Raw genomic sequence first — 15,767 nt, forward strand, 5'->3', positions numbered from 1 at the left:
GTGACTACAGAGTCAAGCGTTTCCCGATAAACTTCCGGTCGATGTGGTTTTGAAAGCAAGCGATATGAAAATCGGTGAACTGGCGTCAGTCTCCGCTACCCCGGTGGAAACCATCCGCTATTACGAGCGCGAAGGCCTGTTGCCCGCCCCAATGCGAACACAGAGCAACTACCGCATGTACGAGGCCCAGCACTTGGAACGGCTGAAGTTCATTCGCAATTGCCGTGGACTGAAGATGTCTTTGGATGAGGTGCGAGCACTTCTTCTGTACAAAGATGGCCCAACGGAAGACTGCACAACGGTAGACAAATTGCTGGAAGAACACATCGGTCACGTAGCACTCCGCATTAACGAACTACGCATTCTTGAAGACCAGCTGAAGGAACTGAGGACCCGTTGCCGCGGTCCTCAGAATGTCGAGCATTGTGGAATTCTTGCCGGGTTGGCAGAAACCAAAACTGAAGTCAGCTCATCCAAACAGCAGCTTCATATTCGTTAAGCAGGTTCCTGTCCATACGAACCCCGCTAGCAGCAAATTCATTTTTGTTGTTGCGCATGAATGAAAAGCGACCTGATGAGCTACCTTGCAGTTAGGTGACCTAGCCTCGGTACATAGCTTCACGGGCTTTCCGTTGCGCAGGACTTTCATTGACTAGCTCGTCAATCACCTGCTGGCGGGTTTTGCTCGACGCCTCAGCACTGTTCGCTCGCGGATACTTGTTACCGCGGAAAGAGTCGGCACCTCCATTCTTTACAAGTTCTGCTGCTTCTGCCTGGACTTGTTCGCGTGTTTTGTCGCTCTTGAAATGTTCAGGGTAGACAACGTATCCTTTCTCTGTATTGGTCGAGTGAATGTAGCCGTTGGCAGAAGCTGCATTCATCGCAGTCATGGACAGTGCGGCTAAGGTCATGGAAAGAAGGATAGAGGTGCGGGACTTTTGCATATCTGCGTTACCTTTCAGTCAGATTGAAATCAACTCGATTGCGGTTGCTGTCGAGATGGTTCTATTGTTGAAAATTCACGCTGACGAAATGCACACTGGAAGATGACATTACTGCAATGGGGCGGGCCTTCAAGCGCGACTCATATGAAAAAGCCATGACTAGGAAGTCATGGCTTAGCGTCAATTGCAATTAAGCAGTCTGAACATTTGATTGAGGTAGCTCATCCTCTGAGGGGTCATGTCGATGGACGAGGCGGTAGAGCAGCGGCAATACAAGCAGCGTCAATATGGTGGACGAAAGAATTCCTCCAATCACCACAGTCGCAAGAGGACGTTGGACCTCCGCGCCTGTGCCGGTTGCAATGGCCATGGGCACGAACCCTAGGGATGCAACCAATGCAGTCATCAGCACAGGCCGCAAACGTGAGAGTGCGCCGGTATGCACCGCATCAGGCACTGCCATTCCGGTTTCACGCAGTGCCCGTATAGATGAAATCATCACCAGTCCATTGAGCACAGCAACGCCTGACAGTGCGATAAATCCGATAGCCGCAGATATTGATAGAGGAATGTCTCGCAGCCAAAGAGCAAGGATGCCACCTGTTAGTGCAAACGGAATGCCCGTGAACACGACAAGTCCATCGCGTGCATTACCGAACATGGCAAAGAGCAAAGTGAACACCAGCAGCAAGGCAACAGGCACCACTATTTGCAAGCGCTTCTGCGCTGATTGCATGTTCTCAAAAGTGCCCCCCCAGCGAGTCCAGTAGCCGCTAGGCATTTGAATAGTGTCCAAGTCACCTTGAGCTTGTTCTACAAATGAACCAATATCTCGGCCTCGTACATTGGCACTGACAACAATGCGACGCTTTCCGTCTTCGCGGCTGACCTGGTTAGGACCAGGAGAAAGGTCGAAAGTTGCGACTGCAGACAAAGGAACAAATCCTTGTCTAACCCCGCCTTGTTGAGGCAAGGCTATAGGCAAGCGCTCCAAAGCACTCAGGTCAGAGCGAACTGCTTCGGGCAGTCGGACTTGAATATCAAAGCGTCGGTCCCCTTCAAACACCGTTCCTGCTTCTTGACCGCCAATGGCTGTAGCGATTGTTTGCTGCACCTCGCCCATGTTTAGGCCGTAGCGGGAAGCCTTTTCTCGGTCCACCTGCACTGTAAGCATAGGCAAACCTGTCGTCTGCTCAACTTTCACCTCAGATGCACCCGGAACCTTTTGAAGCATGGTTGCGATGGATTGGGCGGTACGCTCCAGTACCTGCATGTCATCACCAAACACCTTCACCGCGACATCGCTTCGAACGCCTGAGATGAGCTCGTTGAATCGCAATTGAATCGGTTGAGAGAATTCATAGTTACTTCCAGGTATTCCTTCAACGACTTCCTGAACGGCTGCCAACAAGTCGTCTCGACTGCGTTTGGGGTCAGGCCATTGCTCTCGTGGCTTGAGCATGATGTAGCCATCGGATATGTTCGGAGGCATGGGGTCCGAAGCGATTTCTGCTGTGCCAGTGCGCGCGAATACGCGCTCGATTTCTGGGAATTGCTCCTTTAGCGTGCTCTCCAGCTGCATCTGCATGTCTACAGATTGCGTCAAACTTGTACCTGGAACGCGCAAGGCCTGAATCGCAAAATCACCTTCATTAAGGTTGGGCGCAAATTCGCTACCCATTCGCGAAGCCAAAAGCAGACTTAGGGCGACCGCAACCACCGCAGTAGAAATCACTACCAAGGGCATACGCATTACGCTTGCCAGCAATGGCTCATATGCATTGCGCGCCAAAGCCATTAGACGATTCTCCTTCTCTGCTACTTTCTTACCGATAAACAGTGCGATAGCAGCGGGAATGAAGGTCATCGAAAGAATCATGGCGCCTGCAAGGGCGAGTACCACGGTCATTGCCATGGGGTGGAACATCTTTCCTTCAACACCTGTCAGAGCAAAGATTGGCAGGTAGACGACCATGATGATGAGCTGTCCGAAAAGCAAAGGCCTGCGCGACTCCTTTGCAGCAGCGAATACTTCGTGAAATCGCTCACTGCGTGTCAGTAGTCGACCCTTTTGCTCTTGAGCATGTGCAAGTCGCCGCACACAGTTTTCCACGATGACTACGGCTCCGTCGATGATGATGCCAAAGTCCAATGCACCAAGGCTCATGAGGTTGGCGCTAATTTTGTACTGCACCATTCCCGTGAAAGTGAACAGCATCGACAAAGGAATGATGAGCGCGGTAATCAATGCTGCTCGAATGTTCCCGAGAAACAAGAACAAGACCACAACGACCAGAGCTGCGCCTTCTACTAGGTTCTTTTTTACAGTCGCAATGGCTTTTTCCACTAGAGTGGTTCGGTCGTAGACCGTCACAATCTTCACACCTTCAGGCATGCTTTTTCGAATGGACTCCATGCGCGCGTCGACTGCCTTAGAAACGATGCGGCTGTTCTCGCCAATAAGCATGAACACTGTGCCCAGGACAACTTCACGACCGTTATCCGTGGCTGCACCAGTGCGGAGCTCTCGGCCCAGCTCCACGTCGGCTAAGTCACGCACACGCACTGGTTGACCTTGTGCTGAGCTCACGATGACCTCTTTCAGGTCATCGATACCCTTTACCTGACCGGGTGCTCGAATCAGATACTGCTCACCTTCGCGCTCTATATACCCCGCACCGACGTTCGTGTTGTTGTTCTGTAGTGCGGCAACCAACTTATCCATGGAAACGCCATAGGACGCGAGCTTGTCAGGGCGAGGCGCAACAAGGTACTCCTTGGAGAATCCGCCAATTGAGTTGATTTCCGTCACGCCAGGCACATTGCGTAGCTGTGGCTTGATAACCCAATCTTGGATTTCTCTCAAGTCCATTGGTGTGTAGGGTGTACCGTCCACCTTCTTGGCACCATCTTCCGCCTCGACTGTCCACAGATAGATTTCGCCTAGTCCTGTCGAGATTGGTCCCATACTGGGTGAAATCCCAGAGGGAAGCTTCTCGCGAGCTTCTTGAATGCGCTCGTTGACAAGCTGCCGTGCAAAATAGATGTCTGTACCATCCTTGAAAATGACAGTGACTTGCGAGAGTCCATATCGTGACAGTGACCGGGTTTGCTCAAGGTGTGGCAAGCCCGCCATAACAGTTTCAATGGGATAAGTAATCCGTTGCTCTGTCTCCAGCGGTGAATATCCAGGCGCCTGTGTATTTATTTGAACCTGGACGTTAGTGATGTCCGGTACGGCGTCGATGGAGAGTCTTTGATAACTGAAGACTCCCAGAATAGCCATCGCAGCAGCGGCCAGGATGACAAGCCAACGTTGCTCGATGGCAAAACGAATGATGCGCTCAAACATGTTGATTCCGCCTTAATGCGCGTGCTCGGCAGATGCCTTGCCCAATTCGGCCTTCAACATGAAGGAGCCATCCTTCACATATTCCTGTCCAGCCTTAAGCCCAGAAATGACCTCTGTGGTCTTGCCATCAGAGCGTCCCAATTGGACAATTTGAGCTTTGTAGCCACCTTCAGCCGGTACAAACACCACACTCTCTTTACCGTCAGGTCGTTGAATTGCTTTTGTGTCCACAGCAATGGCCACCTGCGACTCCGCGGCAAGGACCTTCACATCCACAAAAAGACCTGGTCTCCATACACCTTGTGGATTGGCCAGAGCGACACGGGCTGGTGCAGTACGAGTTTGCTCTCCAATCAAGGCGCCAACATACGCTATCTTGCCTTCAGCAACGGAATCAAAAGCTGTGGCACGCACAGAAACAGGTGAACCGACACGTACGTATGGCAATTGCGGTGCGGATACGTTCATTTCCGCCCAGACCGCGCTCAGGTCAGACACAGTAAAGGATGCGGTGCTCTCAGTTACTGATTCACCCACAGTCAAATGCTTTTCCACAACGACACCTGCCAATGGTGCACGCAGTTCATAGCGGCTTGAGCCAGCTGCTCCAGCAGAGCCAGCACCGGCGCCGATGGCGGACAGCTTCTGTGAGGCATTGGAAACAGCAATTTCAGCCTCCTGCAGTGCTTGACGCGCTAGAAGGTAGTCTTGCTCTGCAGAGATTTTTTCTTCCCAGAGTTGCTTTTCGCGTTGGAACGTTGTCTTGGCAAGTGCCAGGCGCTTTTGAGCCGTTTGCAGCTCACTGCGCTGGTCGGATACCGTGGAGCTTTGTATTACCGCTAGCAGTTGTCCCTTCGCAACCGATTCACCCAGGCGCGCATGAACCGAGGCAACAACGCCTGCGACGCGAGGAACCACGTGTGCAGTTCGGTCTTCATCGAAACGAATCTCGCCTGGCAAGAGTACTTCTTTCCGCACAGAAGCTGCACCGGCTTTCGCAAGTACCACGCCTACCTTTTGAGACTGCTGCGCACTCAGTTTGACTAGTCCTTCAGACTCTTCGTGGCCGTCCTCGTCCTTCTTCGCCTCTACTGATGGAGGCTTATCTGCCTTATCTGCTTTCTCGTCATGGTGCTCTTCGTCGGCATGGTCATCGGCCTCTTTGTGGTCATCGTGCTTTTCAGCAGTGCTCTCGTGATGTTCTCCATCCTTGTGCGAGCTCGAGTCGGTATGACCTGTCCCGGAAGATGGTGAAGAGGCATTTGGTGCTTTCAAGATGAGGGCTCCCCCCACCATGCCGCAGGCCAGAATTGCAGCAACGGCAATCCAGTGCTTTGGTGCGGCTAATGACGAATCGAATTTACTTTTTTCGGACATATTCAGATTCCAGTGTTTTGATTACCCGTAGACGAAATTCCGAGTAGTCGGTCGATTTCTGCGCGTGCTTTGTGTGAAGCCATCATTTGCTCCAGCAGCTGGCGTTGGCTGTCAAATAGCGTGCGCTGTGCGTCTAGAACATCCAAAAAATTGAATTTCCCCAAGGCAAACCCGCGTACCGATACGTCATAGGCTGACTGCGCAGTTGGAATGACTTGGTCCTTGAGCAAACCAAGCTGCTGGTTACTACTAAGCAATTGCTGACGAGCTACAAATACCTGGGTTTGAAGTTGAAGGCGCTGCTCCTGCAACTTCTGTTCAGCTTGGTCAATCTTTCTTAGGGCTTGAAGCTGATTGCCTGCATTGCGGTCAAATATCGGCAGCGGGATGCTGACGCCGACAACTAGTTGGTTGCGGCCAACCTCTTGAGCGCGCTTGACACCAAGGCTTACGGTTGGGTCTTGGACTCTTTTCGCACGCTCGAGGTCAGATGCAGCGCGGCTCTGGTCCAGAACGTGTCTTGCGACGACCATGGCTGGGGCTTCTTCCAAGAGTATTTCAAGTTGGTCCGCGCTCGGCGCATCGGGTATGACTGAGAAGTCACCGTTCGCCTCGCCGACATCAGAACCTTTGCCTCCCCAAAGTGAGGCCAAGTTTTGCTGCGCTACCACAATCGACGATTTGGCTTGTTGCAGTTCCATTCCGGCGTTCGCTTGCGCAACCTGCGCGCGACTGGCTTCGAGAGGTGGAACTTTGCCTGCCTGGACGCGCTTTTGCGCGGCCTCGGCTGCCTGTTGTGCAAGCTGGTAGGTTTTCGAAGCAAACAACAGTCGTTGTTGTGCTAACAGCAGTTCATTGAAGTAGCTTACTAGTTGGAACCTTAGAGCTGCCTGCGTTTCGAACACTGTGGCGTTTGCAGTGGCTCTTTCGCTTTCTGCTATCCGCATACGCGCGTCCCGCTTACCACCGAGTTCGATGACCTGATTAATTTGGACTGTGCTTGAGCGGCTGTTTGAGCGCGTATCTTCCTGGCTAAATGCAAGTTCAGGATTCGGGCGTGCTTTGCTCTGCAGTACAGCTCCTTCTGTTGCAGCTGCTCCGTATCGGGCAGCCTGCAAGGTCGGGTTCGCCGCTTTTGCCTTCTCCCAGGCTAGTGCCAAGGTGGTAGAGCCACCCAGACCGGCTTCCGCCAAAGCAGTTTGTTCGGCTGTAATTTCTATGGTTGGACTGGTTGGCGCCGCATAGGCTGAAAAGGAGCAAGCGATGGAGAGTGCGAGGGGGGATATATACGGCCTGAGATGTAGGCGCTTCTTTGTAGAACAGCCTGATAGGGTCACCATGTGTGCTTCTCCTGAAAATCTGAGTAGGCGCACATGAACCCCAAAGACCCGCAAGTTAGCATTGGGCCTGAATGAATAATTTGAACATTCGCACTGGCGTATCGCACAAATGCTGATGCCAGCACTATGTACCGGCTTCCTTGGAGGTAGCTTCGATGTGCGATTGCGCAGACTTTAGAAACCTGAAGCCAACACAATCCCGACAGGAAGATGACAAATTTGTAATCTGCGAGCCTGACGCGAAACCAGGAAAATGGAACCCATGAAATTGCTGTTGATTGAGGACGAACCCAAGCTTGGCGAGTACCTTCGCAAAGGTCTGACCGAGGAGGGATATACAGTTGACATTGCAACCAATGGCATAGATGGGCTGCATCTTGCGGTGGAGCTGGACTACGACCTCATAGTCCTGGATGGAATGCTGCCAGGCATTGATGGCTTTGCTGTACTTGCAGCCCTGAGGCAAACCAAATCAATGCCGGTGTTAATGCTCACCGCGAGGGCCGATGTTGAAGACCGGGTGCGAGGGCTGCAAAGCGGCGCTGACGACTACATGATTAAGCCGTTTGCCTTTTCTGAATTGGTCGCGCGTATTCAGGTACTGTTACGACGGGTCAATGCGCACCAGGTAACGCAAGAGCCTACTTCGCTTAGGGAGGCCGACCTCGAAGTGGACTTGATTCGCCGGAAGGCCGTGCGAGCAGGAATGCGACTGGACCTCACTGCTAAAGAATTTAACTTATTGGCATTGCTTTTGAGGCGGCATGGAGAGGTACTGTCTCGTACGGAGCTGGCCTCACAAGTTTGGGATATGAATTTTGACAGCGAGACAAACGTTGTCGAAGTGGCAGTGCGACGTCTGCGTATGAAAGTGGACCAGCCGTTTGAAACTCCACTCATTCATACGGTTCGAGGAATGGGCTACGTGCTGGAAAGTAGAGCCCCGTGACAGCACAAGCAAGCGCATTGCCTCACCTTGGACGGCAACTGTCTCGTTGGGTGGCCTTGCTTTCGATGTTGGGCTTAGGTGCAGTCAGCATTGCTGTGTATTTGGTATTTGATACCACACTCGCCGCTCGACAACGAGAAATGCTAGACCAAAAGCACCAGGCACTGGTTCATGTCCTTGTGGACGACAACATTGAGCATCGCGACAAATCACTCAGTCATGTACTGACGGATTTCTTAGCAGGACATGCTGACTATTCAATTCGCATCGAGGATAACAACGGCTCGGTGCTATTCGATAGTCCAATAGCGGGGCTTGGGAAAGAACACTCTCTTCAACGCACCTTTGCCGTAAAAATCAGTTCGAACAATCTGGGGCATGTGCATGATGCAACAGCCACCCTGGTTATGGACCGTCGTCCAGACGATGCGTTGCTACGCGCCCTTGCGTGGACACTATTCGTCTCGATGATTGCCGGCTCATTTTTTCTTTCCCTTTTCGGCGGTTTTCTTGTCCGGCGTAGCCTGCGTCCTATTCAGTCACTTGTCTCGCAAATCAGCGGCCTTTCGGCAAAAGACCTGGAACGCAGGTTGGATGGCGGCGGATTGCCTCAGGAGCTTTTGCCCATCGTTACGCAGTTCAATGCTTTGCTTGACCGCCTCGCGGATGCCTATCGGCAATTGGAATCCTTCAATGCAGATGTGGCCCATGAGCTGAATACGCCACTCGCCACATTAATCTCGAGTACTGAAGTGGTTCTCCGAAAGCCCCGCGCCATGGAGGACTTGAGAGACGTTCTCGAGTCCAATCTAGAGGACCTAAGGCGTGTTGCAGGGATGGTTGGGGACATGCTCTTCCTCTCACGTGCTGACCGTGGAGTGGGTACAAGAGAGACAAAGGTTGTCAACTTGGCTTCAGTCGCTAATGACGTTGTTGAGTTCTATGAAGCTGTTGCCTTGGAGTCAAATCTAACTATTGAGGTTCAGGGAGATGCCCGGGTCAATGTTGATGCGCCACTGATGAGGCGAGCAATATCAAATTTGTTAAGCAATGCCACTCGATATGCCGAGAGTGGTTCCCAAATACTTATTCAGATTGAACACCGTGTACACAATGACGGAATCGAGGTTCAACTGTCGGTGACGAATTCGGGCGAGGATATTGAAGCGCACCATCTACGCCATCTTTTCGACCGTTTCTATAGAGCAGACTCCTCGCGGCACAATATTGACAGAAATCACGGGCTTGGTTTGGCCATAGTAAAGGCTATAGCCACAATGCACAGAGGAACGGTGTTTGCGTCATCTGAAGGTGGCGCAACGACTTTTGGCTTATTGCTGCCTATGGCGCGTGCGGATTGACGTGGTTTTGAACTTCCTAGCCTGTGTCCTCCGGTCGGAATGACTGCTTTAGAGTTCGAAGCTCGCTGGGCGCCAATGTCTGCTATTGGCCGATAGCCGCCGTAACAGGGTGTCCAAATGAAGTGTTGAGCTGTCCACGAAATATTGGAACTGCTCCATATTGAAGTGGAGTCTGCAACAGCCATCCTTAAACGGTGCGATGGTTAAACCTTCTCCCACCCCTGAGCCGTATAGCGGCGCTTGGCACCTGTTTGTGGATCGGTGTAAATCTTGCCAACTTCGAAGGCGGCAGGCGGTTGTCCTCCCATCCGCTTCATTTCCCCCGTCCGCTCATTGACCGCGCCCAGCAGGCTCTCGGTCTTGTTGCCTTGCGCGTCGGTACCGCCTTGCAGCGCGACTGCCTTCCAGCGGTCTTCCTCCATCTTTCCGTTGTAGGCGTGAATCTGAGCCGCAATCTCTGCCTTCTCCTGGGGAGTCTTGGCATTGATATACGCCTCCTGCATCTGTCCCAGGCGCTCTGCCGCCCGAATCTGAGGAGCGCGCAGGCGTTCATCGCTATTGATTCGCTGAGCATCAAGCTGGTTGCGCTGGGCCCCCAAGGCCAGTTGACCCATGCCTAGGCCCAGTTGCCCCTGAGAGCGGCGGTCTGCCCCTGCCTCTGCCATGGCAGTACGCTGCAGGCCTGCATTGATCTCATTGGTCTTGAGCTGCAGGTCAGGAACCTTGCCTTGCGCAGCCAGGTCGGCGCGCTGGGCGTCGATGAAGTTCTGCACGGCAGGGTTCTGTAGTGCGTTCTTTCCGCCCCAGCGCTGGGTGTTCATGATGGAGCTGGCCGAAGTCTCCATATTCTTGAGCCGCTGGCGCGCCGCCCAGTCGTTACCGCTGTGAGCCACGGTCGGTGCATTCAATCCCAAGCCTACTTCCTGCGCCTGCCCTGCTGCTGGCGCTGCAGTGCTCGCTAACAGATTCGCCGCAGCTGCCATGTTCTGTGCATTGGGCCGCCCGGTGAAGCCTGCAGGCAGACCCATGCCTGCCGCTTGGTCGCTGTACTGGCCGCGCCCGTGGTTATAGACACCGGTAGGCAGACCACTCGACTGGCTGGCGCTGGCTGCCGCATCTGGCTGTGCTGCTCCCGGTGCACCGGTCTGAACCGAAAGCTGGGAAAGGTCAGGCGGCCCCATGACGCCTTGCGATTTCTGGGTATAGCCAGCAGCAGGCGCGGCCTGGCCGCTGACAGCTGGTGTCACTTTGGCGGTGTTCGCTGGTGCTGGCGCGGCCTGGGCCTCATCCATAGCAAATAGCCCTCGGGCAAACCCGCCAATGGCATTGGCTGCAGGGGTAAACGTCTTGTCCAGGGCTTCCACGCCAGCCATTCCCACGGTGCCTATGCCTGTGCGCACCGCGCTTCCAAGCGCCCCAGACACATTGCCAGCCTCCCATTGCTTGGCTACATCAGCAGCACCATCATCAAAATAATGGGCAGTCGGGCCTGCAGGCGCGGCGGACAGTTTGACGGTCGCGGCTGGCGCGCTCCCGCCTGTCTCAGGGGCAGGTGTGCTCACCTGAGTCACTCCGGCGTTATTGGTAGCTGCTGCAGCATCCCCGAACGAATTGGGTTTGGACGTGGGAGGCTGAATCACGGGGCGTGCTGACGCTGCGGGGTTACCGCCAATACCTGCAGGCACCTGGGCCAGCTTGCCACTGCTTCCCAGCTGGTCGCGCGACAGCCCAGCTCCCGCATAAATATTGGCCCCAGCGCTGGGGCTGGCTTGAGGGAAGGTATTGCTTGGCGACACGGGCGCCCGCTTGGCCAGTTCATCCTCTGGCGCGCCGCCATTGTCAAAGAACACCTCGGGCTTGAATCCCATCTGAGGTGCAGCCTTGGCTTGTGGGCCTTCGGGAGCGCTCGGAGCATTCAGGCCAAAAGACGGCTGCACAGGCGTATGGGTTGCATCGACCACGCCTTGAAGTGCCTGCTTACCGCCCATGGCATGCACCGTATCAGGCGGCAGCACAAACTCACCGGGCTTGAACATGCCGGGAATGCTGTCCGGCGCCTGGTTCTGCTGTTGCGCCAGCTTCGCATCAGCCTGGGCCTTGGATTGAGGTTTGGTCAGTCCGAACATGCGGCACCTTAAAAAATATAGGTCGCATTGACCTGGGGTTCATCGTGGCGAGTAGCGCGGCGCAGGTCTGCATCAGGGCGCACCCCGAAGTAGGCCGTAAATGCAGCCTCGGCACTGGCCGCGCGCTGTGGGTCAAACCCATCGCTGTCGGGCTGGCTGAATGCACGGTGCAAGGCCCAATACACCAGATAGGCATGGCTGGCCGCATGGATCTCGGGCTTGTCCGGGTCATTGGCCAGAGGCTTGAGGGGCAGGCGGTAAGCCTCCAGCACCAGAGTGCCAGCCTCCTTGGGCGGGGGCACCATGCGCAGCGCGCCCTCGGACTGGATGGCATACAGCGCATCGCAGTCCATGCGGGTTCGCCAGTCCGGGTGCTTGCGGTCCAGCCACTCGCGCGTTACCAGCTGCACCGACTTGGCCCGATGGGCTGCCGCACTGGGCTGCCACTGCAGGTGGGCGATTTCATAAACCTTGGGGTGGAGCTGATAAGAGGCCTGCCCTGCAGTCACGGCAATCGTGGTCACTGCAGGCGTGCTGTCATCGAGCAGCAGACGGGCGCGCACGGCGGCCTCGTCTTGGGCCTCATTGAGCCAGCGCTTCACAGTCTCGTCCTCCCACAGATAGGGCTCCACCTTGTCGGTGGCATCCTCACGGAAGGAGGCAATCAGTTCCTCAAGGGTCATGTCAGCGCACTCCGAATTGGTGAATCAGGCCGTTGACGGTGATACGCATGTCATCCACCTTGGCCTTGGAGTCAAAGGCGTGGTCGTACTTCTTGGCATATTCGGTCAGCGCGGTCTTGTTCATGCCCTGCACGGTGATAAGCATGGCTTCACGCTGGTCGTCCACCTCCTTGGCCTTGTCGTCCAGGGCTTGCTGCTCAAGCGCCGCGATTTCCTGCTCGGTCAGCTCAGCAGGCTTGTCGGTGGTAGTGGCTGTAGTGGTCGAGCCCTGCTCTGCGCCTTCCTCGGCGGACTCAGGCTTGGCCAGCTCGGCAGTGCGCTTGAACTCCACAAACTTCAGCAGGGGCTTGGCAATGGCTTCGCTGACCAGCTTTTCTTCGTCAGGAGTCCAGATATGGCCGGTGGCGCGGTCGCGGTAGAGCTTTTTGCCGATATAGGTAATGCGTACAAAGTTCATGATGCTGTGAGAGTGTGAGTAGATGGACAAATGCGGGCCATGCCACGATGGACAGGCCCGCATTCAAGGGTCAGCGCGCCTAAGAAAGCTCTTTACAGCGCGCCGGTGGAAATCGCTTGCACCACCACATCCACACGGCCGGCCTTGTCATTGGCCGCGCCTGCGGTGGTCAGCACCAGGAACGCATCTTTGGGGAGCGTCACCGGTGCCTTGGTCGTCGCATTGCGCAAGCGCGCCTCAGTGGCCAGATCCAGCGCTGCGCCGAAATAAGCCGCGTCCTGAGGCACCTTGGCGTCATCCACACCGTCCACGTACTCAAAGCCCAGATTGCCGGTCACAGCAGCAGTCAGCGCCGTGGACACCACTGCCTGAGAGTCCACCAGCGTGGAGCCAGCAGGCAGCACGCCCAGGCGCACCTTGTCGCCCACGGCCAGAGGCGCGGCAGAGTCTGCGTCGGTCGCGCCGCCTGCAGCATTGGTCTGAAGGGTGAACATCAGGGCATTGAGATTGCCCCAAGGGGTGGCACCGAGCTGATTGCGGTGCTTGGAGGTAGAAGTCACGATGGCCATGGTTGGCTCCTTGATCGAATCAAAATGAGAGAACACACCCACACGCACCAGGCGCAGCCCTGAAGCCGCGCCCGGTGCCTATGGATTACTGGCGTTCACCGATGATGGGCACAGCCGTATCCAGAGCAATCACGCCGTGGTCGGTGAAATGCTTGGTGTTGTTGCCCTGGTCCACAGCCCAGCGCACCTTGGAAGTGCCCTGCACCGCACCAATCAGCAGCTCGGCCTTGTCACCGTGGTCAAACTCCTTCTCTTTCCAGAAGAAGGGCATGCCGCCGTGCTTGGAAGCCGCGAAGGCCTGGGCCAGCGCCTGGCCACCCAGCAGCAGCGCGCGGTCCACGGCATGGGTCTTGCCAAAGCTGGCAGGCACCACGCAGGAGCTCTCGGCATCGCTGGTGTACTCGGCGCAGTAGCGCACCACGTCGCCGGCATAAAAGCGCACGGGTCGGGGCTGCTTGCAGATCAGAATGCCGTTCCACAGGCCCACATCGCCCATGAACAGAGGGTGGCGCTCGGCCTGGCTGGCGCGGGTCAGCGCGTTGGCCTGGAACTGGCGGAATTCCTTGTCCTGGGCGAACTGGTGGTACTGAGCAGGGCTCACCAGCAGCATGCGCAAGGGGGAGTCATCGGCCGCCTGGTCACCAGGCAGGCGAATCGCGGGGGGAGGCAGAGCAATCGATTCGACCAAAGTGCGAACCGCGTCCACGATGGTCATGGTCATCGCGTCCGTGGAGGCAATTTCCATTTCACCGGCGTTGACCGCAAAGCCCTTGATCGAATCACCATCGGCCACGTAATGGCGGTTCTTGGTGGGCGCCAGCACGGGGTTGACCGCAATGGCTTCAAAGTCCGCATGGCCCTCGGTGGGGATGGCCCATTCGATGTTGTCATGGAAGCCGCGCGCGCCGGCCAGGTGCATCAGAATGCTCTGGTCCTGGTAGCGGTCCATCAGGTCCTGAGCGATGGGGCGGCCCACCTTGCGGAACTCCACAGGCGAGCGAATGTCGGTCATGGCATCGCCCACATCCACGGGGAAACGGGCCTGCTGAACACGCACACGGGCCTTTTCCAGCGAAATACCAGTGCCCTTGCCCTCAGCCATGCGGCTGCCCATGATGGGGTAAGCGCCTACGGGCTGAATGAAGTGGAACTCCACCTCGTCACCCTTGCCGCGCCCCAGGTCCACGGTTCGCACAATGGGCATGTCCGTGGTGGTCTGGTTGCGCAAGGTGGTCGCGGCAGAGCCTTCGCCCTTGGGCATGGTGCCCACCATCTTGTTGAGCTTGGATTTGCGCTGCATGGACTGCGCAAACAGTCCAGCAGCTTGTACGTGCTGCGCGTTAGGGGAGCCTGCGCCTACATTGGTCTTGGACATATCGAGTCCTCCTGCTATGGGACAAGGGCGCGCTCATCACGAGCTGGCCCGGTAAAAGGTTTGCGGTGGGCCTTGCGGCTTACACCACGCTGTTCATCAGTTGCGTCTGGCGCTCTGGCGGCAAGCTGCTCATGTACTCCAACAAGGCAGCGGGATCGTTGGCCAGCGCTACAGCGCGATCTGCTTCTGTGGTGCCTGCGGGCGCTGCACCGGGCAGGCTCGACAGACTCACAGGGGGCGCGCTCTTGGCCTCAGCCATGGCCTTGGCCACTGCAGCGGCGGTGGGGTCGCTGTAAGTGGCGCCGCCTGCATAGGCCTGCTTGAACTGGCCTAGCAGGTCAATCACATCCTGGGCGGTGCCCGCATTCAGGGTGCGATCAATGGCTGCCTGCATGAATCCGGGCTGGCCAGCCTTCCAGGCGGCGAACTCTTTGGACTCTGCGACTTCAAAAGCGTCTTTGTGCGCATTCAAGATGGCTTGGACATGCGCTTGCTCTGCCGTCTGGGCCTGAGCACGGGCTTGCGCCTCGCGCTGGGGCGCCAGTGCGGCTTCAACTCCGTCAGCCACGGCTTTGAGAATCCCCTTGGCCAGAGCTTCTTCAGAGAAGTCCCCGAACAAGGAAACATCTACGCCATCCGCCACCAGGGCTTGAGCGGCTGCCAGGTTCTGGTCAGCCTGAGTCGGTGCCAGCCCGGCATCCGCGCGGGTTTGTGCCTCGACCTGGGCTTGCTGCATGTTGGCGGCCTGTGCGGCAGTCAACTGCTCCAGCTGGGCGCGCAACTGGTCGCGCTCGGCAATGGCCGAATCGCGGGCGGTGCGTGCTTCTGTCAGCTTTTCATAGGGGATGGTGTAGCCACCCGACTTGCTTGCGATTGGCGCGCCTTCGGGCTCTTCCTGAGCGGTGGCGGCCACTGCGGGTGCAGCGGTCTGGGTGGATTCGGCGGTGGTCGCCTCGGCGGCTGGTGCCGCGCCTTCAACGACAGAAGACCCGGAAGCATCCGCATCCAGATCCAAAGTGCCGTCAAAAGCGGCTGCTAAGAGTTGTTGAGCTTGATTCACTCTGCTGTGCTCCGTTCCCAGCTATCCGGCTGGGCCTGTTGGTGGGGCACACCGATTCGAGGATCAGGCCAGGGCCGAAGCCCTGACCTTCACACTCTCCAGCGGTGGGAATGGGCCGACTCATCACGAGTGGGCTGTATCTCAGCGGTTTAGCGCTTTGATGGAATGAAGTAT

13 protein-coding genes are annotated in these 15,767 nt (G+C 56.2%); 3 read left to right on the plus strand and 10 right to left on the minus strand.

Annotated features, from left to right (window positions below):
- Positions 1–64 precede the first annotated feature (64 nt).
- Entirely contained in the window at positions 65–499 is a 435-nt protein-coding gene (cadR, locus tag AC2I9W_RS15240; RefSeq protein ID WP_486410770.1) for a Cd(II)/Pb(II)-responsive transcriptional regulator, read from the plus strand.
- Positions 500–599: 100 nt separating this feature from the next.
- Here the strand turns inward: cadR and AC2I9W_RS15245 are convergent, their stop codons facing one another.
- The 4 genes from AC2I9W_RS15245 to AC2I9W_RS15260 form a co-directional block, all read right to left on the minus strand.
- Positions 600–944 carry a DUF4148 domain-containing protein gene (locus AC2I9W_RS15245; protein WP_486410771.1) on the minus strand — a complete coding sequence of 115 codons (345 nt, stop codon included), beginning with the start codon at positions 942–944 and terminating at the stop codon, positions 600–602.
- Between the two features lie 190 nt (positions 945–1,134).
- A complete protein-coding gene (locus AC2I9W_RS15250; RefSeq protein ID WP_486410772.1) occupies positions 1,135–4,296 on the minus strand; it encodes an efflux RND transporter permease subunit in 3,162 nt (1,053 codons plus the stop codon).
- Positions 4,297–4,308: 12 nt separating this feature from the next.
- Positions 4,309–5,673 (minus strand): efflux RND transporter periplasmic adaptor subunit, encoded by a 1,365-nt coding sequence (locus AC2I9W_RS15255; protein WP_486410773.1) that lies wholly within the window; start codon positions 5,671–5,673, stop codon positions 4,309–4,311.
- 2 nt (positions 5,674–5,675) lie between these two features.
- Positions 5,676–7,013 carry a TolC family protein gene (locus AC2I9W_RS15260; RefSeq protein ID WP_486410774.1) on the minus strand — a complete coding sequence of 446 codons (1,338 nt, stop codon included), beginning with the start codon at positions 7,011–7,013 and terminating at the stop codon, positions 5,676–5,678.
- Between the two features lie 262 nt (positions 7,014–7,275).
- Here AC2I9W_RS15260 and AC2I9W_RS15265 point away from each other — a divergent pair, with 262 nt between their 5' ends.
- Both AC2I9W_RS15265 and AC2I9W_RS15270 read left to right on the plus strand, forming a co-directional pair.
- Entirely contained in the window at positions 7,276–7,962 is a 687-nt protein-coding gene (locus AC2I9W_RS15265; RefSeq protein WP_486410775.1) for a heavy metal response regulator transcription factor, read from the plus strand.
- Positions 7,959–9,323, plus strand: a complete 1,365-nt coding sequence (locus AC2I9W_RS15270) for a heavy metal sensor histidine kinase (RefSeq protein WP_486410776.1) — start codon at positions 7,959–7,961, stop codon at positions 9,321–9,323. Before AC2I9W_RS15265 ends, AC2I9W_RS15270 begins: the two co-directional genes overlap by 4 nt.
- 203 nt (positions 9,324–9,526) lie before the next feature.
- On the opposite strand, the gene AC2I9W_RS15275 is transcribed toward AC2I9W_RS15270, so the two are convergent.
- From AC2I9W_RS15275 to AC2I9W_RS15300, 6 genes are all read right to left on the minus strand, one after another.
- The gene (locus tag AC2I9W_RS15275; RefSeq protein WP_486410777.1) at positions 9,527–11,449 is read right to left on the minus strand and encodes a hypothetical protein; all 1,923 of its coding nucleotides are present in this window, start codon (positions 11,447–11,449) and stop codon (positions 9,527–9,529) included.
- An 8-nt stretch (positions 11,450–11,457) separates the two neighbouring features.
- Positions 11,458–12,132 carry a phage adaptor protein gene (locus AC2I9W_RS15280; protein WP_486410778.1) on the minus strand — a complete coding sequence of 225 codons (675 nt, stop codon included), beginning with the start codon at positions 12,130–12,132 and terminating at the stop codon, positions 11,458–11,460.
- Between the two features lies 1 nt (position 12,133).
- Positions 12,134–12,589: a hypothetical protein gene (locus tag AC2I9W_RS15285; RefSeq protein ID WP_486410779.1), complete on the minus strand. Its 456-nt coding sequence runs from the start codon at positions 12,587–12,589 to the stop codon at positions 12,134–12,136.
- 92 nt (positions 12,590–12,681) lie between these two features.
- On the minus strand, positions 12,682–13,158 hold the full coding sequence (locus tag AC2I9W_RS15290) for a hypothetical protein (protein WP_486410780.1): 477 nt from the start codon (positions 13,156–13,158) through the stop codon (positions 12,682–12,684).
- Between the two features lie 85 nt (positions 13,159–13,243).
- On the minus strand, positions 13,244–14,533 hold the full coding sequence (locus AC2I9W_RS15295) for a phage capsid family protein (protein WP_486410781.1): 1,290 nt from the start codon (positions 14,531–14,533) through the stop codon (positions 13,244–13,246).
- Positions 14,534–14,612: 79 nt separating this feature from the next.
- Positions 14,613–15,593 (minus strand): hypothetical protein, encoded by a 981-nt coding sequence (locus AC2I9W_RS15300; protein ID WP_486410782.1) that lies wholly within the window; start codon positions 15,591–15,593, stop codon positions 14,613–14,615.
- Positions 15,594–15,767: the final 174 nt, after the last annotated feature.

It is taken from the genome of Comamonas sp. FUJ_7 (assembly GCF_057369555.1).

Coding starts and splice junctions, on each gene's coding strand:
- cadR (WP_486410770.1), top strand. CDS start 65: ATGAAAATCGGTGAACTGGCGTCAGTCTCCGCTACCCCGGTGGAAACC.
- AC2I9W_RS15245 (WP_486410771.1), bottom strand. CDS start 944: ATGCAAAAGTCCCGCACCTCTATCCTTCTTTCCATGACCTTAGCCGCA.
- AC2I9W_RS15250 (WP_486410772.1), bottom strand. CDS start 4,296: ATGTTTGAGCGCATCATTCGTTTTGCCATCGAGCAACGTTGGCTTGTC.
- AC2I9W_RS15255 (WP_486410773.1), bottom strand. CDS start 5,673: ATGTCCGAAAAAAGTAAATTCGATTCGTCATTAGCCGCACCAAAGCAC.
- AC2I9W_RS15260 (WP_486410774.1), bottom strand. CDS start 7,013: ATGGTGACCCTATCAGGCTGTTCTACAAAGAAGCGCCTACATCTCAGG.
- AC2I9W_RS15265 (WP_486410775.1), top strand. CDS start 7,276: ATGAAATTGCTGTTGATTGAGGACGAACCCAAGCTTGGCGAGTACCTT.
- AC2I9W_RS15275 (WP_486410777.1), bottom strand. CDS start 11,449: ATGTTCGGACTGACCAAACCTCAATCCAAGGCCCAGGCTGATGCGAAG.
- AC2I9W_RS15280 (WP_486410778.1), bottom strand. CDS start 12,132: ATGACCCTTGAGGAACTGATTGCCTCCTTCCGTGAGGATGCCACCGAC.
- AC2I9W_RS15285 (WP_486410779.1), bottom strand. CDS start 12,589: ATGAACTTTGTACGCATTACCTATATCGGCAAAAAGCTCTACCGCGAC.
- AC2I9W_RS15290 (WP_486410780.1), bottom strand. CDS start 13,158: ATGGCCATCGTGACTTCTACCTCCAAGCACCGCAATCAGCTCGGTGCC.
- AC2I9W_RS15295 (WP_486410781.1), bottom strand. CDS start 14,533: ATGTCCAAGACCAATGTAGGCGCAGGCTCCCCTAACGCGCAGCACGTA.